Origin of the sequence: Pontibacter populi (assembly GCF_040278685.1) — a bacterium.
GTDB classification, from domain to species: domain Bacteria; phylum Bacteroidota; class Bacteroidia; order Cytophagales; family Hymenobacteraceae; genus Pontibacter; species Pontibacter populi.
Map to the genome: position 1 here is coordinate 291,396 of NZ_JBEOKT010000002.1, position 26,455 is coordinate 317,850.

At 45.5% G+C, this 26,455-nt stretch carries 19 protein-coding genes; 5 read left to right on the top strand and 14 right to left on the bottom strand.

Annotated features, from left to right (window positions below; translation table 11 throughout):
• Window positions 1–27: 27 nt before the first annotated feature.
• Window positions 28–615: a carboxymuconolactone decarboxylase family protein gene (locus tag ABS362_RS03155; RefSeq protein WP_350410834.1), complete on the top strand. Its 588-nt coding sequence runs from the start codon at window positions 28–30 to the stop codon at window positions 613–615.
• Between the two features lie 574 nt (window positions 616–1,189).
• Here ABS362_RS03155 and rny read toward each other — a convergent pair.
• From rny to ABS362_RS03180, 5 genes are all read right to left on the bottom strand, one after another.
• A complete protein-coding gene (gene rny, locus ABS362_RS03160) occupies window positions 1,190–2,755 on the bottom strand; it encodes a ribonuclease Y (protein WP_350410835.1) in 1,566 nt (521 codons plus the stop codon).
• A gap of 105 nt (window positions 2,756–2,860) precedes the next feature.
• A complete protein-coding gene (locus tag ABS362_RS03165; RefSeq protein ID WP_350410836.1) occupies window positions 2,861–3,145 on the bottom strand; it encodes a cell division protein ZapA in 285 nt (94 codons plus the stop codon).
• Between the two features lie 55 nt (window positions 3,146–3,200).
• A complete protein-coding gene (locus ABS362_RS03170) occupies window positions 3,201–3,497 on the bottom strand; it encodes a hypothetical protein (protein ID WP_350410837.1) in 297 nt (98 codons plus the stop codon).
• 3 nt (window positions 3,498–3,500) lie between these two features.
• The gene (pheT, locus tag ABS362_RS03175) at window positions 3,501–5,921 is read right to left on the bottom strand and encodes a phenylalanine--tRNA ligase subunit beta (protein ID WP_350410838.1); all 2,421 of its coding nucleotides are present in this window, start codon (window positions 5,919–5,921) and stop codon (window positions 3,501–3,503) included.
• 833 nt (window positions 5,922–6,754) lie between these two features.
• The gene (locus ABS362_RS03180; protein ID WP_350410839.1) at window positions 6,755–7,378 is read right to left on the bottom strand and encodes a DUF1684 domain-containing protein; all 624 of its coding nucleotides are present in this window, start codon (window positions 7,376–7,378) and stop codon (window positions 6,755–6,757) included.
• 216 nt (window positions 7,379–7,594) lie between these two features.
• Here ABS362_RS03180 and ABS362_RS03185 point away from each other — a divergent pair, with 216 nt between their 5' ends.
• From ABS362_RS03185 to ABS362_RS03195, 3 genes are all read left to right on the top strand, one after another.
• Window positions 7,595–7,972 carry an Imm41 family immunity protein gene (locus tag ABS362_RS03185; protein ID WP_350410840.1) on the top strand — a complete coding sequence of 126 codons (378 nt, stop codon included), beginning with the start codon at window positions 7,595–7,597 and terminating at the stop codon, window positions 7,970–7,972.
• An 88-nt stretch (window positions 7,973–8,060) separates the two neighbouring features.
• Window positions 8,061–8,960 carry a toxin-antitoxin system YwqK family antitoxin gene (locus ABS362_RS03190; RefSeq protein ID WP_350410841.1) on the top strand — a complete coding sequence of 300 codons (900 nt, stop codon included), beginning with the start codon at window positions 8,061–8,063 and terminating at the stop codon, window positions 8,958–8,960.
• Between the two features lie 137 nt (window positions 8,961–9,097).
• Window positions 9,098–9,862 (top strand): DeoR/GlpR family DNA-binding transcription regulator, encoded by a 765-nt coding sequence (locus ABS362_RS03195; protein WP_350410842.1) that lies wholly within the window; start codon window positions 9,098–9,100, stop codon window positions 9,860–9,862.
• Window positions 9,863–9,957: 95 nt separating this feature from the next.
• On the opposite strand, the gene ABS362_RS03200 is transcribed toward ABS362_RS03195, so the two are convergent.
• From ABS362_RS03200 to ABS362_RS03240, 9 genes are all read right to left on the bottom strand, one after another.
• On the bottom strand, window positions 9,958–10,701 hold the full coding sequence (locus ABS362_RS03200; RefSeq protein ID WP_350410843.1) for a GDSL-type esterase/lipase family protein: 744 nt from the start codon (window positions 10,699–10,701) through the stop codon (window positions 9,958–9,960).
• Window positions 10,702–10,973: 272 nt separating this feature from the next.
• Window positions 10,974–11,897, bottom strand: a complete 924-nt coding sequence (locus tag ABS362_RS03205) for a glycerophosphodiester phosphodiesterase family protein (protein WP_350410844.1) — start codon at window positions 11,895–11,897, stop codon at window positions 10,974–10,976.
• A 95-nt stretch (window positions 11,898–11,992) separates the two neighbouring features.
• Window positions 11,993–13,414: a calcineurin-like phosphoesterase C-terminal domain-containing protein gene (locus ABS362_RS03210; protein WP_350410845.1), complete on the bottom strand. Its 1,422-nt coding sequence runs from the start codon at window positions 13,412–13,414 to the stop codon at window positions 11,993–11,995.
• 12 nt (window positions 13,415–13,426) lie between these two features.
• Window positions 13,427–14,608, bottom strand: coding sequence for a phospholipase D-like domain-containing protein (locus ABS362_RS03215; RefSeq protein WP_350410846.1), 1,182 nt, complete (start codon window positions 14,606–14,608; stop codon window positions 13,427–13,429).
• Window positions 14,609–14,869: 261 nt separating this feature from the next.
• A complete protein-coding gene (locus tag ABS362_RS03220) occupies window positions 14,870–16,123 on the bottom strand; it encodes a DUF5689 domain-containing protein (protein WP_350410847.1) in 1,254 nt (417 codons plus the stop codon).
• A 37-nt stretch (window positions 16,124–16,160) separates the two neighbouring features.
• On the bottom strand, window positions 16,161–17,642 hold the full coding sequence (locus ABS362_RS03225) for a SusD/RagB family nutrient-binding outer membrane lipoprotein (RefSeq protein ID WP_350410848.1): 1,482 nt from the start codon (window positions 17,640–17,642) through the stop codon (window positions 16,161–16,163).
• Window positions 17,643–17,661: 19 nt separating this feature from the next.
• Complete coding sequence (locus ABS362_RS03230; protein ID WP_350410849.1) at window positions 17,662–20,898, bottom strand: SusC/RagA family TonB-linked outer membrane protein; 3,237 nt, start codon at window positions 20,896–20,898, stop codon at window positions 17,662–17,664.
• Between the two features lie 33 nt (window positions 20,899–20,931).
• Entirely contained in the window at window positions 20,932–22,272 is a 1,341-nt protein-coding gene (glpT, locus tag ABS362_RS03235) for a glycerol-3-phosphate transporter (protein ID WP_350410850.1), read from the bottom strand.
• A gap of 313 nt (window positions 22,273–22,585) precedes the next feature.
• Window positions 22,586–24,235: a glycerol-3-phosphate dehydrogenase/oxidase gene (locus tag ABS362_RS03240; RefSeq protein ID WP_350410851.1), complete on the bottom strand. Its 1,650-nt coding sequence runs from the start codon at window positions 24,233–24,235 to the stop codon at window positions 22,586–22,588.
• A 337-nt stretch (window positions 24,236–24,572) separates the two neighbouring features.
• Here ABS362_RS03240 and ABS362_RS03245 point away from each other — a divergent pair, with 337 nt between their 5' ends.
• A complete protein-coding gene (locus ABS362_RS03245) occupies window positions 24,573–26,423 on the top strand; it encodes a pyruvate kinase (RefSeq protein WP_350410852.1) in 1,851 nt (616 codons plus the stop codon).
• Window positions 26,424–26,455 lie beyond the last annotated feature (32 nt).

Genomic DNA, 26,455 nt, shown 5'->3' on the forward strand with positions numbered 1-26,455 from the left:
TGTTAACTCAAACTATAGACATACATTATGCTAACTGCAACACAAGAAACTAAAACAGACCTGCTTCGCGACCTTGGCTTATCCGAAGACAGCACTTTCACGGCCCTGGAAAAACTGACCGAAACCGAATCGCGTTATCTCCGCGACCTGCGCGTAAACCTTAAATCGGCTCTTGCAGGCGAAAAACTGTCCCCTAAAGAAGCTTATTTGTTAGCGCTTGCTGCCGCTGCCAACGAAGAAAATGATGTACTAAGCAAAGCATTTGAGGAGAAAGCCCTGGAAAACGGTGCCGACCTTGGCGAAGTATCGGAAGCCATTGCCTGTGCATCGCTGCTGGCTACTAACAATATTCTTTACCGTTTCCGCCACTTTGCCAACAAGGATATTTATGAACAGCTTCCTGCACGTGTAAAGATGAATATTATGCTGAAGCCTGTTCTCGGTAAAGAGTTTTTCGAACTGATGAGCTTAGCTATTTCAGCTATTAACGGTTGTGAGCGCTGCATCACTTCCCACGAAAACTCTGTGCTACACCTGGGTACCACTGAGCCACGCATTTTCGATGCGATCCGCGTAGCTGCCGTTGTAGTTGGCCTTAGCAAGATCGTACGTTAGAAACTAATACAACTAATCTATAAATCGAAAGCGCCTGTAGTTTCTGCAGGCGTTTTTTTGTTTGTCTGAATCAGGATTTTCAGGATTAACAGATTTGCAGAATAAGGCTGTTGTAGTTTATAGTTAACACAATAGTTCTATAGTTGTAGTACTACTGCTGGCGCGAGTTTTTAACTCGTGCCAAACTATAAGGTTGAATTTGTGACTCAACTGGTCCGGAAAGGACAAGCCTGGCGACATGGCTGGTTATAGTCTTATAGTTGGGTTGATCCAACTACCCCTACCACCGCTCTTTCGGATTTGCAATCTGAAAGTATATTACTATCCGGATTTATAATCCGGTTTTACACATAACCAGCTGTTGAGATGCTGCTAAAAGCCGGATTTAAAATCCTCATAGTAGGTGATTTAGGATTACAAATCCTAAAGAGCAACCGGTGCAGAACGTAGATAATCAAACTATAGAATTCAGATTTCTCACACTGTTCGAAATGACAAATAAGCAACTATAAAACCAAAAACCGCCTGCTGTAACTGGTACAACAGGCGGCCTACTTTGGCTAAAAGTATAAAACTATTTGGCGTAGCTGATCGCTCTCATCTCACGGATAACCGTAATCTTGATCTGACCAGGGTATTGCATTTCCTTCTCGATCTTCTGCGAAATATCAAACGACAGCTGTGCGGCTTTCTCGTCAGTTACATTATCAGCGTCCACCATAATGCGAAGTTCACGGCCAGCCTGAATGGCGTAACACTGGTTCACACCTTCAAAAGAGATAGCTGCTGCTTCCAGATCTTTCAGACGCTTGATGTATGACTCCATGATCTCGCGACGAGCACCTGGCCTTGAACCAGAGATAGCATCACATGCCTGAATCAATGGTGATATCATCGCTGTCATTTCGATCTCATCGTGGTGAGCACCGATGGCGTTACAAATATCCGGATGTTCCTTGTATTTCTTGGCAAGCTCCATACCGATGATCGCGTGCGGCAATTCCGGCTCGTCTGGCGTTACTTTACCAATATCGTGTAGTAAGCCGGCACGTTTCGCGTGTTTCACGTTCAGGCCAAGCTCAGCAGCCATAGTTGCGCAAAGGTTAGCAACTTCACGAGAGTGCTGCAGTAAGTTCTGGCCATAAGATGAACGGAAGCGCATACGACCCACCATCTTGATCAGCTCAGGGTGCAGACCATGGATACCAAGATCGATAGCGGTACGCTCACCGATCTCTACGATCTCTTCTTCAATGTTTTTGCGTGTTTTGGTAACTACCTCTTCGATACGGGCCGGGTGAATACGACCATCCGCTACCAGGCGGTGCAACGACAGACGTGCAATTTCGCGACGAACCGGGTCGAAACCAGAGATAATGATGGCTTCAGGAGTATCGTCAACTATAATTTCAACGCCAGTGGCAGCTTCAAGAGCGCGAATATTACGTCCTTCACGACCAATGATCTTACCTTTAATATCATCGCTTTCGATGTTGAATACCGAAACGCAGTTCTCGATAGCATGCTCTGCTGCCGTGCGCTGTATAGTTTCGATTACAATTTTCTTAGCTTCTTTGGTAGCGGTAAGTTTGGCCTGCGCTACGATGTCTTTAATGTGAGAAGATGCCTGTGTAGTAGCTTCGCTCTTCAGGGCATCAACCAATTGTTCGCGGGCTTCAGACGCAGTAAGGCCGGCAATTTTCTCGAGTTGGCTAACAACTTCTTTGTGCTGGTTCTCTACTTCTTCTTTGCGCTTGTGCAGGTGCTCTAACTGTAAGTTAAGGGCCTCCTTTTCTTTGTTCAATTCGTTCTCACGGCGCTTGTTATCTTCCATCTGCTTGGTAACGTGCTGCTCGCGCTGCTTTACCTTGTTCTCGTTCTGGATGATAATGTTCTTTTTCTTGTTTGATTCTTCTTCAAACTCAGATTTCAGCTTCAGGAATTTCTCCTTAGCTTCCAGCATGCGGTCTTTTTTGATGGCTTCGGCGTTGATCTCCGCCTCACGAATAATAGCTTTTGCCTTTTGGCGGGCGGCTACTTCCTGCTGCTTGTATACCTTTTGCAGCAGCAAACGCCCAATGTACACGCCCACAGCGAGCGCTACAATGGCGGTGATTAGAATTAATAGAATATCGGACATGTTAACATGTTTTAAGGTTTATTAAAACACATTAGCAGTAACTGCAAACAGACGGGGTTAAAGCGGTAAAATAGCTAACACGTTAAAGGCTGCTCGACAAAAGAATTACTTTACCGACGACAGAAGATCATCCAGCACATTTAGTTGCTGGCCTACTTTAGAAAGATGTTTGTTTTTTTCTTCCTCCAGTTTCAGTTTCTCTACCATAGTTTCAAACGCAACCATAGCCAGAAGGTCCTGCTTATCCTGGATCCCAAACTGATCCTTAAAGAATTTTAGTCGCTCGTTCAGCAACTTGCCCACAATTCGGAGCCTTTCTTCTTCTTCTTCCTTTACACGCATCGGATACTCGCGTTCTGCGATGCGAATCTTTATTGATAATTCACTCATCCGTTGCGTTTTTTATAGTTACTGCTCACCTTTTCTGCGCTGTTACTCATATACTTTAGTCGCGCAGGTAAGCAATACACTTATCAATTTCTCTGATATATTCGTTTAGCTTGAGCTTTAACTCAGTCGAATTTGCAGGGTTTCCTGCTATCGTGTCTACAATTTTAACAATATTCTCCTGATTTTGAAAATTTTTTATTTGCTGATCTTTCTCTTCCAGCTGTGTTTCCAGAAGTTTTATTTCTTCCTGGGCACTGCTTAACCGCTGCTGCACCTCGGTGTAGCGGCTTATGAGTTTTCTCAGCTTATCTTCAATATGCTGGAGTTGTTGCAGTTGCGCGTCCTTTGGCATGGCTTATTTGCGGATAAAAGCTCCTAACTGTTTCTCAAATTGCTGCATCAGGCGTGTCATCGTGGAGTCAATTACTTTATCGGTCAGGGTCTGCTGTTTGTCGAGCAAGGTAAAGCTGATGGCATAGGCTTTTTTGCCCTGCTCTATCTTATCGCCTTCGTACACGTCAAACACGTTCACATCCTGCAGCAGCTTGCGCTCCGTTCTGAAGGCAATGTGCTTCACCTGGTCAAAGGTAACATTCTTATCCAATACCAGCGACAGGTCGCGGCGCACTTCCGGAAACTTCGGCAGTTCTTCGGCAGTAAGGTTGGCTTTGTACTTCTTCAGCAGGTAATCCCAGTTCAGTTCGGCGTACCAAATCTGCTCCTTCACTTCCATAAACCTGGCTACACCGGTATCCAACGGGCCGATCTCGGCCAGCACTGTTCCGTTCTTCACATAAGCTATGCCCTGTTTCATGTACGGATTTGGCTGCAGCGGCTGTGTTTCGTAGTCCGAGGCGTTCAGCTTGCGTAGCACGTTCTGCACCACAGCGGCCAGGTCGTGGAAAGCCATTTTAGCGCCCGGCTGTTTCCAGCTTTCGGCAGTTAAGTTACCAGCCATGTATAATGCCAATCGGCGGCTTTCTTTGGTTGTGCCGTCTTCCAGTTGCTGGTAAATTTTGCCCAGCTCAAATAATTTCAGGTCGCGCTGGCGGCGGTTAATATTGCGGCGCAGCACCTCCAGCCCCGAAAACACCATGCTTTTGCGTAGCACATCCAGGTCTTCGGAGTTATAGTTTACTACCTTTACCAGTCCTGCCATTTCAGCATCGCCGGCCGGTTTATAGTAGTTTGAGTTTGTAATAGAGTTGGTGATGATTTCCAGGAAACCATTATCGGCGATGTAATCCATGATGGTATCGGTTACATCCTCGGGATAAGGCTTCGAGAAGCTGGCCATATAGTCGCTGGCCATGTGCCCGCTCATCTCAATGTTATTGAAACCATAGATACGCAGCACTTCTTCCACCACATCGGCTTCACGCTTCACATCCACTTTAAATGGCGGAACAGAAAGCTGGAGCTCCGTTTCAGATTCGCCTTTCACTTCAATACCCAGATCGGTAAGTATCGTTTTGATGCGATCAGCGCCAATATGCTGCCCGATCAGCTGGTGTGTGCGCTCAATGCTCAGGCTTAGCTCTGTGTTTTCAATCGGCTGTGGATAAACGTCAACAATATCAGATGAGATAACCCCACCGGCAACTTCCTGCATCAGCAAAGCGGCACGCTTTAGGGCAGTAATTACCATATTCGGGTCGGTGCCACGCTCAAAACGGAACGATGCATCGGTTTTTAAGCCGTGCGTGGTACCCGTGCGGCGCACATAATCCGGTGAAAAGTAAGCGCTTTCGATGAATATAGTTGTAGTTGCTTCAGTTACACCCGACTTTTTACCGCCAAACACACCGGCAATCGCCATTGGCTCTTCCGCGTTGCAGATCATCAGGTCGTTGGCCCTCATTTTGCGCTCTACATCATCAAGCGTTATAAAGGTGGTGCCTTCTGCTATAGTTTTAACTATAATTTTATCGCCTGCAATCTGGTCGGCATCGAACGCGTGCAGTGGCTGACCCAACTCGTGCAGCACATAGTTGGTAACATCTACAATGTTGTTGATCGGCGACAGGTCGATAGCACGCAGGCGTTTCTGCAACCACTCCGGCGATGGGCCAACTTTTACACCAGTTATAGTTACTCCGGCATAACGCGGGCAGGCTTCCAGGTTCTCAACTTCAACGGTTATAGTTCGGCTGGTATTCTCAATTTTAAATGCAGCTGTGTCCGGAAGTATAGCCGGGGTTTTCAGTAAAGCCTGCAGGTCACGGGCCACACCAAAATGCGATGCAGCATCGGCGCGGTTTGGCGTCAAACCAATCTCAAAAACTTCATCCGGGTTCAGGCCGAAATAGTCAGCGGCAGGCGTTCCGTTAGGAAGGTCCGTATCCAAAACCATAATACCTGCATGCGACGTACCAATACCGATCTCATCTTCCGCACAGATCATCCCTTCCGAAACTGCTCCGCGTATTTTCGACTTTTTGATCTTGAAAGCTTCGCCGCCTGTTGGGTAAAGTGTGCTGTTCACGGTTGCTACTACCACTTTCTGGCCAGCCGCCACGTTTGGCGCACCACACACGATCTGGCTTGGCTCACCTGTCCCGATATCAACTGTAGTAAGGCTCAATTTATCAGCATCCGGGTGGCGCTCGCAGGTAAGTACTTCACCAATCACAATACCTTCGAGGCCACCTTTTACGGCTTCCAGTTTATGAATTCCTTCTACTTCCAGGCCTGCACCTGTTAACAAACTACCAACTTCTTCCGCAGATTTATCTATGTGTATCAGCTGTTTTAACCAGTCGAGTGAGATCAGCATGTCGTATTTTTTATTCTTTTTAAAGTATAACCCGCCTCAGCAGGTCAGTCAACTTCAAAATTAAGCATTATTCTGTTTAGTGCTGCAAGTGATGTGAAATTGTAGGGTTTATAGTTTCTGATTTTTTAACCCGAATGCAGCCGAGTAATCTATTACAGGTTATAGTTGCCAGACCTAGCAGCGTGCGAAGCTCCTGTTAGTCGAAGATCCCGGACTTGTTCCGGGGCGTCTGTACTATACTTTCTGCCTGAAGCTATTCATTCAAACCACTCTTCATCCTGGGAGCTTTACTTACCTATTGTTTTATAGTTGGCTTTGGTGCCCTCACGGCCGGGAGGCCCCGTCTTTGGGCATCGCGCTGTGCGAATCTCTTTTGCTCGTGCCTCGCAATGGCTTCGCCACCAGATATTCACAAGGCGCTCAACCCAAAGACTGTGATATTTCTCATAGCAACCGCCTTATTATAGTTTGAACTGGTAAGCTTCGAGTTTTATCGTGGTCATAGTTCCGTAGGGACAGGTCGCGACCTGTCCGCTCGACAGGCTGTAACTATAGAACTATAGACGTAACTATAGCAAAGTCAGAGAGTCCCCCTTTGAAGGGGGCGAAGGGGGATGTTAAACCGTACCAGATCTCTCACGCTGTTCGAGATGACAAAGCAGAAAAGCTCCCCGCCTTAGACTACCGAGAAGCGTTTTAGAAGGTAGCGAGCGTAGCTCTGAGGCATTGGGGGTGGTTGGACCACGTAAACTATAAAACTATATATCAGACACTAGCAGGAGTTCCGCACACTGCCGGGTCTTTAAAAATCCTTGTTCAGACAAAAATCAGGCTTACTTCTTTATTTCGTAAGTCTTCTCTCCTGCCGGAATTGCAATTGTCAGGCGGTTATCTTTTGGTGGTACCGGACAAACATACTCAGGGTTGAAGGCGCAGAACGGACTATAGGCACGGTTAAAATCCAGCACCACCGTCTTCGCATCTTCTTTATAAGGTATATCCAGGTAGCGGCCGCCGCCATAAGTCTCGAAGCCGTTGGTCTTATCGGTGAAGGGAACAAACCATTGGTCTTTGTCTTCTTTCGCCAGTTTTTTATACAATGTCAGGCGCTGGGGCTGGCCTTCCAGTTCAAAATTTGCAATGGCATAGCGCAGGTAAGGCTCATAACTTCCGTTAGTAAGCGGTATCAGCAACGTATCCTGTGTTGGCAAGTCTTCTAATTTGGCAGTAACCCTGTAAGCTACGTTTGGCTCGTAGTATACCAGGTTTTTAAAATCGCGGCGGTCATCCTCAGTAAACGGGCTATTCGTCCGGCTCCTGAACGACAGGTCTTTGTCTTCACGCTCTTTTAAAAGTGGTTTGATATAGTTTTCTTCACTCAGGAAGGTCTCGTTTATAAAGTATAAAAGTACCAGCACAATACCGGCAAAAATCACAAGCTTAACTGGGCGTTGCATAGTTTCTGTAGCTATAGTCCGGTGCAAAGGTCGGAAAAATGGTGGAATTATTCAGTGGTTATTGGAATGGTATAGCTATGAAAATCCAGCAGTTACTTTAATTATATATTATGATGAATATATATTATATTCGTTGATCCAGTTTCGTTTAGCCACCGTTTATGGAAGTATAAACGAAATAAACTCCGTTTATACTATAGTTGGGCCACATAAGGAATGAATAAAGAAGAAGCTAAAAAAATTATTGAAGACAATGCTGCTACAGAAAATGAAAGCTTTCTTGACTTCATACATGAAAGATGGACGTTTAATGAAGTTGCATTCTGGAAGTACTACAATTCGATTAAATTGCTTGCATTTGAATTAAGAAACGAAGAAAGTCTTTCTCGTGATTTAACCTATAAAATAATTAAGAGTAATCAATATTATTTACTTCTAATTGGCTGTCATTTTGATAAAAATGATTTATTCGAAATAAAGAATCTTCCAGATAACTATACCCAGTTTAGTGAAAGATTAAGAATTGCTATAGACGCATTTTTGACTGGAAGTCCAATTAATGATGAAACTGAAGAACTTCTGGATAATGATTAAAAATAACGATAGCCCAACAAAGTATAGCAGCAAGACTTGCTCACCCTACGCCTCTGCTATACCAGCACGTCAGCGTTAATATTAAGCAATGAAAACAAACACATTCTATCTGTTGCTTTTAAGCATAGGGTTATTAGTTATACCTTTCTTCCTTAATGACTTATTGCCTCCAGCACGTGAAGGGACCTTGATTACTAATGGTATAGTTGCCATCCCAGTTTTAACATCAGGGATAACAAGTTTGATAGGCTTAATCAGTGGGATAAGAAAAACTAGAGCTAAAGCTCATGGATTAATTTGGATAGGGGTAATAGGAAACTTTCTCTTTATTTGCTGCTTTTGCGTTCTTCTCTATGTGACTTTCATAGTAAAACCTTTCAATCAGCGTCCTGCCTACGACCCCTCGCTGCTCATAAATAGGATTAGTGCGAACTATGATACTTTAAATCACGGGGAAGTTTATATGGTCACGGTGCGAAATGACTCCAGTTATTTTAAGCAATTCGGCGAGCAACCGCTTATGAAAGTGTTCGACCGTCATACATATCCATTACAGACTGTAATGAATGAGATAACAGTTACTATAGTAGATAGAAGCATGGCGGAAGGTGAAGTAATTGAAAAGGTAGTCCCTTTAAAACTAAAAGTAAAACTAACCCCAGAGAAGGATACGATTCTAACTTTAGATAAAACCTACTATATCACCAACCTTAAATCGACTCCACGTAGCGAAGGCCAGCTTAAGAATGGTCGCAAGGAAGGCTTGTGGCGCTTTTGGTATGACAATGATAGAAAACACTTAAAAGAAGAGTCCTATTGGAATGATGGACTATTGCATGGAAAAAAGACCATGTATTGGAAGAATGGCAATAAATGGCAGATTTATAACTATCAAAAAGGCCTGCGGCATGGAATGTTCTATAACTATGATTCTGGGGGTGGATTGAGCGACTCATTGCTTTATGCAAATAATAAAGAAGTGAATTAAACAGAACGCTAACACCAGCTATAGTGCATAAATGCACCATAGCCCAACCGTTAAATCAAACCCAAACTATAACCTCCTCCCCTTCCATTAATCTACCTAACCCGCTATATTTACATCACAAACCTACACAACCTTCTATGTTAACTCTAGCCGAACGACACCAGCATATTTTAAGCAGCCTGAAACAGGAAGGGCAGGTAAACGTGCTGGACCTTTGCGAGAAGCTGAGTGTGTCGTCGGTTACGATACGCAAAGATCTTAAACTACTGGAAGACAAAGGCTTGCTATTCCGTACGCATGGCGGGGCTACAGCTAACAACCCTTACACTACAGACCGATCGGTTAATGAGAAGGAGAAGATACAATCTACTGAAAAGATGCGCATTGGTGCGGCTGCTGCCAGTTTGCTCGTTCCCAACGATTCTATACTTATTGCATCAGGCACCACGGTGCTGGCATTGGCACGAAACATTCAGCCGAAAAGTAACTTAACAGTAATCACCTCTTCCCTCAACATAGCATTGGAACTTAACCGCCACCCCGAAATTGAGGTGATGCAATTGGGCGGTGTACTTCGTAAAAGTTCCTCGTCGGTTACTGGCCCTTATGCCGAAAGTGTGCTGGCTGATTTTTCGTGCAGTAAACTGTTTTTGGGGGTAGATGGAATTGACCTGGATTTTGGGCTGAGCACAACAAACGTAATGGAAGCGCACCTGAACCGCCAGATGATCAAAGTATCTCAGAAAACTATAGTTTTGGCAGACTCCACCAAGTTCGGGAAAAGAGGGTTTGGCAAGATCTGCGGTTTCGATGATATAGACCAGATCATAACCGATAGCGGTATCTCAGATTACACGGTAAAAGCCCTGGAAGGCATGGGCATAAAAGTAACTATCGTATAAAAAACCTGACAGGTGCATAAAGCTCCCGCCAGGCAGACGCGTTCCCCATACGCGTACAAAACCTCCTGATGCGGTGAGCACCAAGAGTCCTACTTTTAAAGATGTTTTTTCAGGATCTCAGCCCAGACCTTGTAACCATCAATAGTCAGATGCAAGCCATCGTGAGTGTATTCCAGCTTTAGTTTCCCTTCTGTGTCAGCAAAATTCGGGTGCAGGTCTATCAGCGTCACGTTCTCCTCGGCGGCAATCTGTTTGATTCCCTGATTTACAGTTGAGGTTTGTTTTTCCTTGTTATAGTGCTTCTTAAACTTATCGAAACTGTTGTTGGTTGGCAGCAGCGTTTGCACATAAATCTTTGTTTTAGGAGAGCCGGCTTTTATCCTGCGCACTATCTTTCTATAGTTAGCCAGTATCACTTCTTCGGGTACGTTTCGCGAAATATCATTTATCCCGATCAATAAAAACACCTTAGCAGGTTTTCCCTCAATTACCTCGTCCAGGCGCTCTAACACGCCAAAGGTGATATCACTGGAGATGCCGCGGTTGCGGACGTTTTTATTTTCAAGCAGCTCAGCCCAGTCTATGTGTGCAGTCAGGCTATTTCCTAAAAAGAGGATATCCTTTTTCGAGTTTTTATATTTCCTGAAATAATCCACCTGCACCTGGTACGTCCCCGGGCGATAGGTACTGTCGTATTTTGCAACTGTAGGTTTTGTGCCTTCTTTTACCATTATTCCTGTCGCATTTTCAGACTCTGAGTTTTCCTGAGCGATGGCATTAGTAGCGAGCAAGCTGAGAATGAAAAGAGTAGAAATGTATAGTTGGGTACTTCGCTTCATGGTATGGTTGGGTACTATCGTTTTATAGTTGTGTTGATTTAATTTATCTGGTAGGGTCATCATCCCCCTTCCAAGAGGGCCGTTTCATTCTTTCGTTTTGCTGGCGCGGATCTGTGATCCGTGACTTACTATAATGGTGGATCTGCGATCCACTGGGCCGGAGGCCCAACTATAGTTCGACACGAGCGAAGACGCTCGCGCCATAGCAACTTTATTTCCTAAAATGAAAAGGATTTAACTTTAAAGGACATCGGAGATGATCAACTATAGCTTTACTCCTGCACTTCCTTAAACAAATTCGGATAATCAGAGATAATGCCATCAACTCCCATCGCTTTCAGGCGGGTTATATCTTCTACAGTATTCACCGTCCAGGGAATAACTTTGATGTTTTGGGCATGCGCTTTGGCCAGCAGTTCTGGAGTTACCAGTTTATAGCTGGGGCTGTAAACCTGAGGCGTAAAACCTAAGCGGGCAATGTTTTCCTCAAAACTATCCTTGTTGCTTACCAGCAGCGAAGCCTTGATATGCGGATACTGCTGATGCAGCACCTGCAATGTTCTTGGGTCAAAAGACTGAACTATAACCCAGGGCGTTATATTCTTCTCTTCCAGCACTTCTACCAGCTTCTTCACAAACTCGGCAGGCTCCGGGTGTATCTTCTTATCGCCGTCAGCTACAGATTTTGTCTCGATGTTATAAAATACCTGCGGCAGGTTGTTGGTCTTTAAATGGTTTTGCACCGAGTCTATCAGCTCTGCCAGCAACGGAATATAGGTTTTTACTTTTTCCTGATGCGGATAGGTGTCATAGAATTTGGTGCCCAGCTCAAACTGGCGTACCTGCTCATAATCCAGCTGGTAGATCGCGTAGTTCTTGCTTTCCTCTTTTGTCAAATCCTTGCCATCCGGTGTCCGGGCATACAGGTGGTTGATGTACGGGTCGTGGGTAACAACAACTTTACCGTCTTTGGTAACGTGGGTATCCATTTCCAGGGTAGTCACACCCAGTTCCAGCGCTTTCATCATGGCCGGAATAGAGTTTTCAGGCATCAGGCCGCGGGCGCCACGGTGGCCTTCCGTATCAAAAGCCGGGAAGGATGGGTTAGTTTGTTGTGCCGTCATAGTTTCTGTGCTTTTACACCCCGTTACCAGGAGCATGGCGCCAAGCGCTACAGGCAGTAATTTACGTATCATAAGTATATTCTATCGTATTGATCGGGGTATAAACTATAGTTTTGTTTTGATTATAGTTAGCACCCCGTTTTCTTTGACCGAAGTAAAACTATAGTTTAAGAAACAGCTTTCCGGTTCTCGTATTTTCTGCCGAAGCGGTCTGTGGCTACAACTTTCAGCTCTTTTACAGTTGCCGGCACAAAAGCTTCAAAAAAGTGTTCTGTTTCGCGCGGCTCAACATAGGTACGTCCTTTCGGCAGCTGATCTCCCTGGTATAGTTCCCAGGCAACCGGATCATGAGATATGATGTTCTGTAATGTACCTTTATACTGGTTATCGGCCCACCACTCTACTTTCCATTCCGGGTCCCAGTTCCAGACGTTTACCAGCATGCGCTGCTGTTGCTCTTCTGCAGGCTGCATATAAATGGTCATTTGGTGGTCTGCATCAAACCCTGTCGATTTATAGTACCACTTCATGTCTGTGCCATCAACTTCATATACCGCATAACCGCCCGGTGCTCCATCGCCGCAAACAGGTCCGGTCCAGAGGTTACCACACACGGTGCCGTGGTTGTGCTCGAAAATATCCTGCTCTATTACGTTACGGTTATAGTGCGTGTGCCCCGTCATGATATGCACTTTATGGTTTTTGAGGATCGGGTAAAGCTCTTCTTTGTTCTTCACGCCCCAGTGCACCGGAATATGCGAGCAAAGTATAACCAGGTTATCGGTCGGCACCATGGCCAGGTCCTTCTCTAACCACTTCAACTGGCGCTCTGTAATGTACCCGTCGTATTGTTTGTCCTTGCCCAGATAACGCACGTCATCCAGCACCACGTAATGCAGCTTTCCGCGGTTAAACGAATAATAGGTAGGGCCATAAGTAGCTTCAAACGTCTTATCCGAAACTTCGTCGCCGCCTTTGTTCAGGTCCTGGTCGTGATTACCAAGTACCTGGAAAAACGGAACACCCATCGTAGCCACGCCCTGGTCATACTGTTTGTAAAGTTCGGGATTATCCCAGGTAATATCGCCTACTGTAATGCCGTGCACGAGGGTACCGGCGGCCATACCGGCCAATGTTTTCTGCACATCAGGAACCGACTCATCCAACATGCGTTGTGCATCTTTTTTGTTTCGAGGCTGCGGATCTGCCCAGATAATAAAGCTGTGCTTTGTATCGTCGGTTGGCAGCGGCTTCAGTTCAAAGTTATAGTCTTGTTTGCTGCTATGGTCCAGGTACTGGTAGTGCCGGGCAATACCATTCTCGTTCGGGAAATCGTAACCGGCAGGCACCGATACAAACACAAACTTAGCCAGCTCATTTACCGGAAGTTCGTACTTGCCTTTTCGGTTTGTTTTTACCACGCTATACCCATCCGACACTACCACATTTGCCAGCTTTTTACTACCAGCCGTAATCCTGCCTTTTATAGTTAGTTTTGAGGGTGTTGCCAGTGCAGCTGTGTAGCTGCCACTAAGTACAAGTCCGCCCGAAAAAAGGAGCATGCGCTCCAGAAAGGATCTTCTCTTCATGGTCGTGTCTGGTTAAATGCCGGGTACTGTTTTAAGGTTTTCGAAATAGGTAGTATAGTTCGCGAAAAGAGCGTGGTCCTTTAGCAGCACCATTACTTCGTTGTTGTTGCGGAGGGCATTGTTGGTAAAGTTATGCGAGCCGGTTATCAACACCTTTGCGTTTTTACCCAACCAGTTGCCTTCTATCAGTATAAATTTTGAATGGATGTTGGCTTTTGAGATGTCGTATACTTTCAGGTAAGCGCCTTTCTGCTGTAGTTGCCTTAAACCGGTCATGATGTTATCATCAATCTTGTTCTTCACAACCACTTCTATAGTTGCGCCCTGCGCCTGCAGTTCGGCAAGCTTCTCTACTATGTTCAGGCGTGAGTTTGTCCAGTCAGACATGCCTATTTTTATAGTTGCCGAAGCCGGATCCTGTATGCTGTTCAGAAACTCTATGATCGTATCATCACCGTAAGCTGTTCCGTTGCGGCGTTTTGGCATAAAGTAGCCGTTAATACCTTTTGCAGCATCCGTGTATTCGGTATAGTTATAGTTCTTCATTCCCGACGCAGCTTTCGCCTGCATATCGGTCCAGTAGGTTTTAAAGGCACCGTACAAACCTGCATCCGCCAGCATCACTGCATCCTGGAATTTGCGAGCATCGGCTAAAGTAAAGTTATGAGATGTCTGGAAAACCACATTCTGTACCTTGCCAGCTGTAGTTTCGAGGTCAGAGAAGATAACAAATTTGTTGTGGTTGATGGCTATGGAGCTGGCATCGTTATAAACCGGAACGATAACATTGCCTTTGGCTTCCAGCACTCTTTTTAATTCATGGAAAGTAAGCGGGTTCACTTCCAAAGATTCTTCGCGACCCATATCCATGGCCACGTGTAGTTTAACGCCTCTGTCGTTGGCGGTTTTAATGGCTTGTATCAGTTCCGGGTAATCAAACAGAAAAATGCTCAGGTGTAACGTTGCATCTTTCGGGGTAGCATTGATCAGGGCGATCAGTTGATTCAGGATAGTCAGGGAGGCTTTGTTTTGTTGAACCAGGCTCACATCTGTAAAAACCGCTGCAGGAAACGTAGCGCTAACAGGAGTCACTTTCCCCGTTTCCGGTTTGATAGGTGCAGGTTCAGTTTTGTCGCTTGAGCAGCCAACAAATACAAACAGCAGGGCAACTATAAAGTGTATCGGTTTAAGCATGTTATTCAACTTGTCAGGCGGAAATACCTGGTGTTATGTTATTACTTTCAGAACTGGCAAAGCCTGTGTTTATAGTTGACCTTGCCAGTACCGAAAGAGGTATTATAAAACTGATTAACCTGGAAATGCGCCAACTATAGTCAGAGATCAGGTTTAGATTTGCAGCTGCTCGTATTTTATAGTTGCAAACTATAGTTGCCAGCTGCGGAAAGTAAAAAGAGGCGCCCCACAATAGCAGGTCGCCTCTTTTATAGTATGCTGTTAGTTCTGGTAAACTGCGAAGTCATCCACACCTAAGCGGCCGTTTGCTTCTGTGGTACCAAGTCCTAATTTATTTATTCTGAAACGAACAGGTCCTGTAATATCCATCAGGAACGTAGCCATCTTATGAGCACGTCCGGCGTCTGCAACAACATCTCCCACCTGGGTCCAGGTAGTGCCCTGGTCCTGAGAGTACTCTAACGCCCATTTGCTGGTAGGGTCAGTGTAGTATGTAGCATACCATATAGTAACTTTAGATGCACCATTTGGCAAATCAAAGTTCATCTGCAGTAATGCAGCATCTGTTCTTTTCTGATTGAAACGTACTGCCTGATTTCCGGAAACTATAACATCTCTGTCTCCGGTTTCACCAAGTATAGACTGATAAAGGGTCCAGTTACCTGTACTTAGGTCTACTTCATTTGTCAAGCCCTTTGAAGTCATGTCGTAGCTCGATTTAGTTGCAGCAGCAGGTGACTCAAAGCTTTCCGGCCAGTTCGGGTAAATAGGTCCGCTTGGGTTAAGCGCGTCTGCCAAGGTGCGCATACGAAGTACAGGTGTTCCGTCCTCAGACTTTGTCAGAACACCCACAAAGCTTGCACTTGCAGGCAGTTTACGACTGGCAAAAGTTGCATCAGCAGCAGTATGCAGTGTTATCGTTTTACCTGATCCATCACCGATCTGCTTGTTGCCCGAATAAGTTTCGCCGGTAACGGGGAGCGGGTCCATATCGCCGGTCACCATTACCAGCATGCTTTCATACTTGTCAAAATTTGCAAGCAATTCCCCTACTGCAACAGCTTTTGGTGCCACTGGCAAGCCTGTAGCTTTAACCTGTATATTTGCTGGCTTCAGACCATTTATCTGCAATACACCATTCTTACGGGTAAGTACAGTTCCTCTTACATCAAACAATATAGAATCGCCTACGCTATAGTTTGCAGCAGCTTCTTCGCCAATGTTAAGTAACATGCCTCTTTGCATGCCTCTCCACGAATCCTGAATAGCAACAACACCAGTTGGCCAGTTCTTACCATCCGGGTTTGATACTACAACGCCACCTGCAGTGTAAGCGCCAAATAAGGGTCCTTGTCCTAAAGCCAGGTCTTTTTCGTGAAATGCATCGCGCACCACATATAAAGATGCCACCGGGTTAGGCGTGCCAATTGCCGGGTTCGGGTCTTCCTCCACACACGAGGTAAAACCTAAAACACTTAAGCAAATGGCCAGAAATGATAAATATCTATTTTTCATGACGTTTGTCTTTAAAATCTATAGTTCGTTACAACTGTTAGTCTATATCCCACCAAACTTTGGTATTGATATCGTCTCCACCCATTTCTGCTACAGCAGCGTTGTAGTTGGCGCCATTCAGCGACTGTACTACTACCGGGTATCTGAAACGAGATGGCATCAGACCGTTGTTCTGCACGCCCGGGCCAATAGGCAATACCGGGTGACCTGTTCTGCGGAATTCATACCACTGCTGGAAATCGGTAAAGAACAGCGTAAAGTATTTCTGTAACATGATCTGCTCCAGCTTGTCCTCAAATCCTCCGGCTTCGTTCCATGCTACAGCCTCTTTCTCCAGGTACCCAGCCGGAACACCCAGGTCCCACATAGTTATAGCAGCTGTTACACCCTGGTCGTAATATGTTTTAGGATCAGCAGTAATGTAACCTCTCAGAGCAGCTTCGGAAAGAATGAATTGCACTTCAGCATAGTTGATGATGTTACCTAAAAGTGGCTCATTTTTAAGTGCCACCTGATACGTTGACTGACGCTCCGGAATATTTCCTGCAGCATAACCGCTAGGTATACCAGAGTAGACTGAACCAAACAAGGTTGCCCATCTTGTCAAACGAGGATCTTCCATCTCGTTCAGGTTATCAATGAAGAACTCAGTCAAACCATGACTACCATTAAAGTCGTAATCACGTAGGTTTGTGAATGCCGAAACCAGTGGTAATGTACTGGTATATCTCAGAATAGCCGATTCTTCGTTATTTGAGAAGATCGGGTAAAAACCAGGGTTTGTTTCTACCATCTCACGAATCTTACCTGCTGCACCAGCTTCCGGGCGGCCTGAAGTACGCATTAAAAGTCGCAGATACAACGAGTTACCAAATTTACGCCATAAAGGCAGATTGCCATTATACAGCGGGTCCAGCGATGCTTCAGCTTCTGGAAGCGTAGGAAACTTACCTGCAGCTTCAGCAGCAGCTATTTCGGCAGCCAGAAGTGCATTTGCTTCTTCCAGTTTCGCAAACAGGTCTTTGTAGATTATTTCCTGCTTATCAAATTTTGGCTGAAGCACACCATCGCGGCCTTTGTTGGCTTCTGAATAAGGCACATCGCCGAACATATCTGTTATAAGCGAAGTAACCCATACATCCAGTATCAAACCAATAGCCATGTAGCTCTTGTTTTGCGTTAACAGGGCACTGTTGTAGATATCCACAAAGTTAGTGCGCTGCAGATACCAGTTGTTCCACATATAATCCGACTCACCCGGTCTTACCACATAGCGGTGAATCTCGTCGTTGTTTAACACGGTTGCGTGTACCTGCATCAGCTCATTGTTCAGGCGCAGCGCACGGTTGTTGTTTCGTGTAACTACATCGTGCAACGCAGGTGCCAGCAAAGAGGCAGGAGTAGCAGCCTCGGATGCGTTCGGGTTTGTATTTAGTTCCTCAAAGTCTTTGGTACACGAGGACGTGGCAAGGCATGTAACCGCCAAAGCCGAAAGTGCGAATAATTTTATCTTTTTCATGATGACTTCTTCCGATTAATTAAATGCCTACTGTCAGGTTCAGACCGAATGTTCTTGTTGGTGGGAACTGTCCTACTTCAAATCCACCTACTATATCGCTTCCACTTAATGTACCTACTTCAGGATCGAAGGCAGGCCATTCGGTGATCATGAACAGGTCGCGACCAAATACACCAATGCTGGCACGCTGTACTTTAATTTTCTGCAGCAGGGTAGCAGGCACCTGGTAGTCAAGGCGAACTTCGCGAAGTTTAATATAGTCTGTGCTGAAGGTGTTGGCTTCCACGTTATCGCGCTGGAAGTGAGCAGTATAGTACTGTGCCATATTCATTACCAGTACATCATTCTTGCGGTAGCTGCCATCAGCATTCATTATCACACCATCACCAACTATACCGTTGTAGCGGCCTGGCAACGACTTCTTTAATTTACCTTCTTCCATTAACACAGCGTGTGTTAATGAATAAGCTTTACCACCAAACTGACCATCAAACAATACATTCAGTCCAAATTGCTTGTACTTCAGGTTTGTGCCGATGCTTCCTCTCCAGTCCGGGGTTACTTTGCCAATGTATTTCACCTCATTGCTCAGTTCCGGTAAACCGTCTTCACCGTAAATGATCTGTCCGTCTGGGGCGCGCTCGTAGCCAAGGCCATAAATTGCTCCCATTGGTCCGCCCGGGCGTGCTTCCATAGTTCCGCGTGGGCCAGAGGCCATTATTAATGTAGTAAGGCTATCGGTAAGTTCTACAACTTCATTTTTGTTAGAAGCATAAGTGGCAAATACACCCATGTCAAAGCCATTCCAGTCCTCAACCAGTTTTGCGCTAGCCTGTATCTCTATGCCTTTGTTCTTTACAAGACCGGCATTCAGGATTTGTGCGCTGTGACCGGTAGAGCGGTCAAGTGGCGCTTGTAGTATCTGGTCTTTTGTTTCACTTTGATATAAAGACACATCAAAGTTTAACCGGCTCTTGAACAAACGTACATCCAGACCAAATTCTGTACTCTTTGTCCGTAATGGCAGCAGGTCATAGTTTGGCAGCGTACCCGGGTTAGCAAGCCCTGATGGGAAACCTTCTTCTACACCATAAGTGTAAGCTGTAAGATAAGGATCGGTACCACCACTACCTACCTCGGCATAAGAACCTCTTACTTTCAGGAACGAGATAGAATTTGGCATCTGTACCATGTCCGAGATAATACCGCTCAGGTTTACTGAGTAATATAAGAATGGGCTTGATTCAGGTTTAGACTTACTGGCAAGTGTACTTGTCCAGTCCTGACGACCGGTAACATCCAGGAAGATTACATTATCGTAGCTGAACTCGCCCAGCGCATAAATACTGTTTACATCATAACCGCTGCGGAATGGATAGGAGATAGGGGTTTCCTTGCTGTTTGCAAAAGAGAAAATACCTGGTACAAGCAGTTTTTCAGCACGAAGTTCGTCTCTTGTATAACGGTTACTCATCATGCTTCCACCCAACGAAAGACCTCCGTCAAACTTATCAGATATTTCGCGCTTGTAGCTTAACAGGAAGTCGTTGTTCGTCTCACGGCTGAAGATGTTCTGCGTGCGGTACATACCAAACGGGAACTTCTGTGTATCCCAAGGGCGCTGCTGCGAACGTGCATCGTGCGCAAATTCAAGCGATGAACGCACCATCAGGCTTAAATCATTTGTAAAGTTGTAAGTAGCTGATACGTTACCAACTATACCATCACGGTTAGAGCTGTTAAGCATTTCATGCGCCTGCAGGTAAGGGTTATCCAGGATACCGCTGAAAGGAGTATGCTGCTCTATTCCTTCTCTCCCTACTTTCCAGTAAGGCTTAAACCAATTAAGGTCAAGGTTAGGAGATAAACCTCTGATAAAGTACATGATGGTATGGTTGTTATACCCTGTAGATGGCAGGTTATCGCTGGTATTGTTGGTATAGTTAATTTTGGTAGCGAACTGTAGTTTATCAGTAACCTTATGGTTTAATGAAACTGCGATGGTGTTGCGCTTATAACCAGTGTTCGGCACGATCCACTCGTTCTGCAGGTTTGTGAAAGATAAACGGGCTGAAGTACGTTCGTTGCCACCATCGATGCTGATGCTGTTCAGGAACGTTTTAGAAGACTGGAAGAAATCTTTACGGTTATTTTTGTAAGGTACCCAAGGAGTTCTTTCGGCACCTGTAGAGTCGGTTAGCGGGTCGTATTGGTAATAGCTCTGGCCATTAAAGCGAGGCCCCCAGGCAGAACTGGTACTTTTAGTGCTTTTACCATCTTCGGTGTTCAGGTAAGAGTACCACAAATCCTGACCACCAAGGCCCTGACCGTACTCATACTGGTAATCAGGCCAGTTAGAGATAGTGCCTATAGTTGTATTAGAGTTAAAAGTAACGCCAATACCTTTCTTTTTAGAATTACCGGATTTTGTAGTGATGATGATCGCACCGTTAGCACCCCTGGCACCATAAAGTGCCGCAGCACCAGGTCCTTTCAGCACAGATACACTCTCAATATCTTCCGGGTTGATATCATTCAGTCCGTTACCAAAGTCTACAGGGTTGTCTGATGACAGGTAAGCACCGCTGCCTGTACCGGTACGCGGGCTGCTCATTACCACACCATCTACCACTATAAGGGCTTCGTTATTACCGGTCAGGTTGTTTTCGCCGCGCAGTACTATCTTGTTAGAGCCTACCGGGCCACCGCCAGATTTCACCATGTTCAGGCCGGCAACTTTACCAGATAAGGCATCTGTCCAGTTATTAGAAACGGCATTAGTCAGTTCCTCGCCTTTTACCTGCGATATAGCATAACCCAGCGCTTTTTCTTCACGCTTAATACCAAGGGCAGTTACCACTACTTCTGAAAGCTGCTTGCTATCCAGTGGCAGTGTTACAGCCAGGTTTTCTTCCGCTTTGGTTACGGTTATATTCTGCGGCTGGTAACCTACAAACCTGAAAGAAAGAACAGTTCCAACTTCCACATCTACTTTAAAGTTACCTTCTGCATTTGTAATACCAACTGCTTGCTGGTTGGCCAGAATAGTTACCCCAGGTAATGTACTTCCGTCGTCGCCGGCAATTACTTTTCCTTTTACAGTTACTTTCTGGGCTTGTGGAGCCTGCACATATACGGTAGATGCCACTGCATCTGCCGCCATGCCATTTCCTGCTAACAGCAGGCACGAGCATAGCCAAAGACTTTTCGTCAGACTATTCCTGCTCTTTTTGGGCGGATGTAAAAGTTTTTCCATTTGATTTGGTTTAAAACTGGTATTGAGAGTTATCTAGATTGAGTTAATTCGAAGGTTTTCTTTTTCTTTATTCCAAGTGAGGGCAGTAAAGAAGATGGACAGGATACAGGCTGCTACAAGCACCATAAAACCACCATCCCAACCCCACTCATCTACCACAAAGCCCATAGCTATATTGGCAAACAGTGCGCCGCCCATGTAACCGAAAAGGCCTGTTAAGCCAGCTGCAGTACCAGCTGCTTTTTTAGCTACCAGGTCAAGAGCCTGCACACCTATCAGCATAACCGGGCCATAGATCAGGAAGCCGATCGCGATCAGCGCCAGGTTATCGATCCAGATGTTGCCGGCAGGGTTTTTCCAGTAAACTATAACCGCTACCAACACCAGCACCATATAAATAATTGTGGCAGGTGCGCGACGGCCTTTAAATACTTTATCACTTATCCAGCCGCAAAGCAGGGTGCCCGGTATGCCGGCGTACTCATAAGCAAAATATGCCCAGCCTGTTTCTTTTACCGAAAAGCCTTTGGCTTCTTCTAAGTAGGTCGGAGCCCAGTCGAGGATGCCATAGCGTACCAGGTACACAAAAGCATTGGCAAAGGCGATGTACCATAGCAGGCGGTTATTGAATACATATTTGAAGAAAATATCTTTAGCGCTCAGTTCTTTTTCGTGATCGGCTGAGTAATTCTTCGGGTAGTCGTTTTTATACTCTTCTATAGTTGGTAACCCGCAGGACTGAGGGGTATCACGAACGAGCATATAAGTTACCAGCGCAGAAAGCAATGCTACCAACCCCGGGAAATACAGGATACTCTGCCACGTACCGAAAATAGCGATAGCAGCAATAGAAAGCGGACCAATTAAACCACCACCCACGTTGTGCGCCACATTCCAGATCGACATTTTAGTACCACGCTCTTTGGTAGAGAACCAGTGCACCATTACGCGTCCGCATGGAGGCCATCCCATTCCCTGGAACCAGCCATTCAGGAACAGCAGTGTGAACATGACAACTATAGAACTGGTAGCAAAAGGCACAAAGCCCATAAAGATCATGGTAAGCGCAGAAAGTACCAGACCAACACTCAGGAAGGTTCTTGCATTGCTCCTGTCAGAGAGGTTACCCATCAGGAACTTGCTCAGACCATAGGCTATCGATACCCCAGACAGCGCAAAACCAAGATCTGATTTCGAATATCCCTGCTCTATCAGTTCGGGCATTACAAGCGAGAAGTTTTTGCGCACGAGGTAGTAGCCTGCATACCCAATAAATATCCCGATAAAAACCTGAAGACGCAGTCGCTTATACTCCGGATCTATTCTTTCTAAAGGTAGCCGATCTGTGTGAGGGGCCGGTGCAATAAGACGCATACTTATCCTGTAAATTTTTTAAGCTATTCGATTCTGTTTTTAATAAAAGCTTCTTCAGTAAACACTATAAACAATAGTACTCTCCTATGAATACAACTTTTTATTTATTTCCTTATTCAGATTTAATATCCTGTGTTACGAGTGCCCTAATATCTCATTTTTTGCTAAAAATCAAGATATTGACCTCTCTTTTTCAGAATAAAAAAACCTCTTTTAATATATTAATTAACTAATATTAAAGCTTATACAATACCTTTCAACTATAAACTTACCTTGCCCGCAATGGTGTTGACTGCGTTATAGTTTTATAGTTTTAAGCTACCTGACTTGTGCTGTTTACTTTGGTGTAAGTAGGGTCGTAAACTTCGAGTAAATACTGGTTGGCCAGCTTGATAAAACTGTTTACCTGGTTCTGTTTCCAGGCTTCGCTCAGGCCCAATTCTGATGCCATGATAGTTGCTACTGCCGGGGCCATGTCTATAGCTGCTTTTGCATTCAGGAACAACACACGCATTCTTCGGGCAAGCACATCTTCTATCGTTCTGGCCATTTCGTGTCGTACTGCCCAAACCACTTCCGCCTGTGTATTCGGGAACTCAGCAATAAGTTGCTGACTTAATTCAGGTTGTTGCTTAATGAGCGCTTTAATGCCGTCGGCGTCGCTGCCATATACATCCAGGTAATCTGGTGCAGGCTGCGGTTTTGCGTATCCATGAATTTTAAGATCTGCGGTAACGCATGGCTTTGCAGGCAGTTTACCTATAGTTATAGCCTCAGCCAAAGTATCCTCAGCCATTTTGCGATAGGTAGTCCATTTGCCACCAGTTATAGTTACCAGCCCGGAATCTGCCACTATAAGCTTATGGCTTCTTGATATTTCTTTTGTGCTGTTGGTACCTTTAGCCGGCGCTGCCAACGGACGTAAACCTGCAAATACACTTAGCACATCTGTGCGGTGTGGCTTGCGCGTCATGTACTGGCCAGCTGTATCCAATATAAAATTAATCTCGTCTTCGAGTGCAGTTGGTTCCAGGCTGGCAGTATTAAGTGGCGTATCGGTAGTACCTACCAATACATGATCGTGCCAAGGAACTGCAAAAAGTACGCGCCCGTCCGGTGTTTTCGGTATCATCAGGGCCGTGTCGCTTTTCAGGAAAGATTTATCCAGAACCACGTGCACACCCTGGCTTGGTCGCACCAGCGGGTCCTGTGCAGGCTTATCCATCTGCAGCACATCGTTTACAAACACACCAGTAGCATTTATTACTACTTTCGCTTTTAACTCATACTCTTCGCTGCTTTCCAGGTCGCGGGCTTTTACGCCAGCAACTTTTCCGTTCGCATCTTTCAGCAGACCTGTTACCTTAAAGTAATTCAGCAGCACCCCACCCTGCTCAGCGCATGTCTGTGCAAGGTTTACAGCTAGGCGGGCATCATCAAACTGGCCATCGTAATAAATAATGCCACCTTTCAGTCCCTTTTCATCCACGTTTGGCAGCAGTTCCTGCACCTTTTTCTTGCCAAGCAGCTCTGTCTTTTTAAATCTGTATTTACCGGCCATCCAGTCATAAACTTTAAGACCGATCCCGTAAAAACCCTGGTTAAACAAACTATAGCTGGGTATCACAAAAGGTTGTACATGCACCAGGTGCGGGGCATTCTGCAATAGCAGACCTCTTTCGCGCAGGGCTTCATACACCAGGCTTACATCGCCTTGTGCCAGGTAACGCACGCCACCATGCACCAGTTTTGTACTACGGCTTGACGTGCCTTTAGCATAATCAGACTGCTCCAGCAAAAGCGTTTTGTACCCGCGCGAAGCCGCATCAACAGCAACGCCTAGCCCGGTTGCACCACCACCTACCACAATTATATCCCAGGTTATTGTTTCATGCTTTAACTGCGCTACAAACTTATCCCTGTCAAATATACTTCCTTCTGCTTCTAATGCTTTCGAATGCATTGTTAATTTATTGTTATTATTTACTTTGTATTTCGTTTAAAGCTAAAAATAAAAACCATATAAAAGCAAACGAAATATATAAAAATCTTTAAAATTGCTTTATACGCTTTATAAGGCTATTTTATTTTTTTTAACATAAGTTCAGTTTATAGTTCCGACACAAAACGAAACATCGGTTTTTAACCCGAAACCCGAAATACAACTATAGTTTATAATAGCAGCAGAAGGAACCATAAGCGGCTGGCATGCAAATACCTATGTTGCAGAAAACATGTGCCTCAAATGCACAACTAAACTATAGTTACTGCAGTTTGTATGATGGAAAGGAACATAAACTATGGCCACTAAAACTATAGATCACCACGAACTGATCGCCCAGATAGACAGGCTGTATGAAGACGCTTTAGCACTTGAAAAGAAATTTGCAGGAGCAGTAAAGAAAGTGCACCCACGTTTTAAGAAAAGCGCGAAGAACCTTTTACACTATCTGGCGCTACGGCAACATGACATCCGCGAGCTGCAGGAATCGCTTTCACTGATCGGGCTTTCGTCGTTGGGGCGTGCCGAGGGGCATGTCTTGGCCAGTTTAAGTGCCGTACGAACGCAGTTATGCCATCTGGCCAAATGTGCTCCACATCATAAAGAACTGGCAGTTTCGTTTTTTGAGAACCGGAAACTGCTGGCACAACATACCGAAAGCCTTTTGGGACCGCTGCCTGAAAACAGGACTACCCGCATTATGGTAACTTTCTCGACGGACCTGGCAAAAGACTATGACCTGGTAGTACGGATGCTGAAAGCGGGCATGAACTGCGCCCGCATTAACTGCGCCCACGACAACGAGAAAACCTGGACTGCCATGATCAAAAATATCAGGAAAGCAGAAAAAGAAACCGGCTTACCCTGCACTATACTTTTTGACCTGATGGGCCCTAAACTGCGAACCGGCGAACTGAAAGCAGGACCAAAAGCAGTAGCTATACACCAGATTCACAATGAACTGGGCTTACCCACATCTCCGGCAACAATCTGGCTTACAGGGTCGGGGGCTCCTGCTCCGGTTATGGCCGATGCGGTTCTGCCTGTTGAGGATGATTGGGTGGCACAATTACAGGAAGGAGACAAAATAAAATTTACAGATACCCGCGGCAGAAAACGAACGATGTCTGTGATCCGAAAGGAAAAGAAAGGCGTTGTGGCGCACCTGCTTAAAACATCTTACATCGTTACCGGCACTGAGCTCTCGGTAAAAAACAAAACTATAACCGACAGCACCACGAAGGTCGGCACATTACCTCCTATTGAATTACCTATCCTGTTAAAGAAAGACCATTACCTGATCCTGCACAAAGACCCTGTACCCGGCGAGCCGGCCCGGTTCGATGCCAATGGCCACATTCTGACACCTGCTTTTATTTCCTGCACCTTACCGGAGGTATTCAGCCAGGTAAAGGCCGGAGCCCCGATCCTGTTTGATGATGGTGCCATTGAAGGTATAGTAGAAGAGGTGGAGCCGGAAAAGATGTTGGTCAAGATCACATTTGCAAAGGACAAAGGAAGTTTTCTGAGAGCCGACAAAGGCATAAACCTGCCAGAGAGTAACCTGCACCTCCACGACCTGACTGAGAAAGATAAAAAGGACCTGAAGTTTATAGCCAAAAACGCTGACATCGTGAACTTGTCGTTTGCAAATCACCCTGTTATGGTAGAGGCGCTTTTTGCTGAGATAAAAAAGTTAAAGGCCGAAGACCTGGCCGTAATGCTGAAGATCGAGACCAAAGAAGGCTTTAAAAACCTGCCCCACCTGTTGCTATCGGTTATGCAGACTTACCCTGCCGGCATCATGATCGCGCGTGGCGATTTGGCGGTGGAATGTGGCTGGCAACGACTTGCCGAGGTGCAGGAAGAGATCTTATGGTTGTGCGAGGCTTCTCATATTCCGGTAGTTTGGGCAACGCAGGTACTGGAAACCCTTGCAAAAAAAGGCCGCCCGTCCAGGGCCGAGATAACCGATGCCGCCATGGCCCAGCGTGCCGATTGTGTAATGCTGAACAAAGGTCCGCACATTATAGAGGCTATAACCATGCTCCACGACATTATGCACCGCATGCAGGAACATCAGCACAAAAAAACATCGATGCTGCGCAGTCTGCATATCTCAGAACTTATGACCGAAACTTCGGACTAAACTATAAAGTGTACCTTTGCACTGCTTATAAC

Excerpts from the sequence above, each read along its gene's own strand:
- ABS362_RS03155 (WP_350410834.1), top strand. The coding sequence starts at position 28 with ATGCTAACTGCAACACAAGAAACTAAAACAGACCTGCTTCGCGACCTT.
- rny (WP_350410835.1), bottom strand. The coding sequence starts at position 2,755 with ATGTCCGATATTCTATTAATTCTAATCACCGCCATTGTAGCGCTCGCT.
- ABS362_RS03165 (WP_350410836.1), bottom strand. The coding sequence starts at position 3,145 with ATGAGTGAATTATCAATAAAGATTCGCATCGCAGAACGCGAGTATCCG.
- ABS362_RS03170 (WP_350410837.1), bottom strand. The coding sequence starts at position 3,497 with ATGCCAAAGGACGCGCAACTGCAACAACTCCAGCATATTGAAGATAAG.
- pheT (WP_350410838.1), bottom strand. The coding sequence starts at position 5,921 with ATGCTGATCTCACTCGACTGGTTAAAACAGCTGATACACATAGATAAA.
- ABS362_RS03180 (WP_350410839.1), bottom strand. The coding sequence starts at position 7,378 with ATGCAACGCCCAGTTAAGCTTGTGATTTTTGCCGGTATTGTGCTGGTA.
- ABS362_RS03185 (WP_350410840.1), top strand. The coding sequence starts at position 7,595 with ATGAATAAAGAAGAAGCTAAAAAAATTATTGAAGACAATGCTGCTACA.
- ABS362_RS03190 (WP_350410841.1), top strand. The coding sequence starts at position 8,061 with ATGAAAACAAACACATTCTATCTGTTGCTTTTAAGCATAGGGTTATTA.
- ABS362_RS03195 (WP_350410842.1), top strand. The coding sequence starts at position 9,098 with ATGTTAACTCTAGCCGAACGACACCAGCATATTTTAAGCAGCCTGAAA.
- ABS362_RS03200 (WP_350410843.1), bottom strand. The coding sequence starts at position 10,701 with ATGAAGCGAAGTACCCAACTATACATTTCTACTCTTTTCATTCTCAGC.
- ABS362_RS03205 (WP_350410844.1), bottom strand. The coding sequence starts at position 11,897 with ATGATACGTAAATTACTGCCTGTAGCGCTTGGCGCCATGCTCCTGGTA.
- ABS362_RS03210 (WP_350410845.1), bottom strand. The coding sequence starts at position 13,414 with ATGAAGAGAAGATCCTTTCTGGAGCGCATGCTCCTTTTTTCGGGCGGA.
- ABS362_RS03215 (WP_350410846.1), bottom strand. The coding sequence starts at position 14,608 with ATGCTTAAACCGATACACTTTATAGTTGCCCTGCTGTTTGTATTTGTT.
- ABS362_RS03220 (WP_350410847.1), bottom strand. The coding sequence starts at position 16,123 with ATGAAAAATAGATATTTATCATTTCTGGCCATTTGCTTAAGTGTTTTA.
- ABS362_RS03225 (WP_350410848.1), bottom strand. The coding sequence starts at position 17,642 with ATGAAAAAGATAAAATTATTCGCACTTTCGGCTTTGGCGGTTACATGC.
- ABS362_RS03230 (WP_350410849.1), bottom strand. The coding sequence starts at position 20,898 with ATGGAAAAACTTTTACATCCGCCCAAAAAGAGCAGGAATAGTCTGACG.
- glpT (WP_350410850.1), bottom strand. The coding sequence starts at position 22,272 with ATGCGTCTTATTGCACCGGCCCCTCACACAGATCGGCTACCTTTAGAA.
- ABS362_RS03240 (WP_350410851.1), bottom strand. The coding sequence starts at position 24,235 with ATGCATTCGAAAGCATTAGAAGCAGAAGGAAGTATATTTGACAGGGAT.
- ABS362_RS03245 (WP_350410852.1), top strand. The coding sequence starts at position 24,573 with ATGGCCACTAAAACTATAGATCACCACGAACTGATCGCCCAGATAGAC.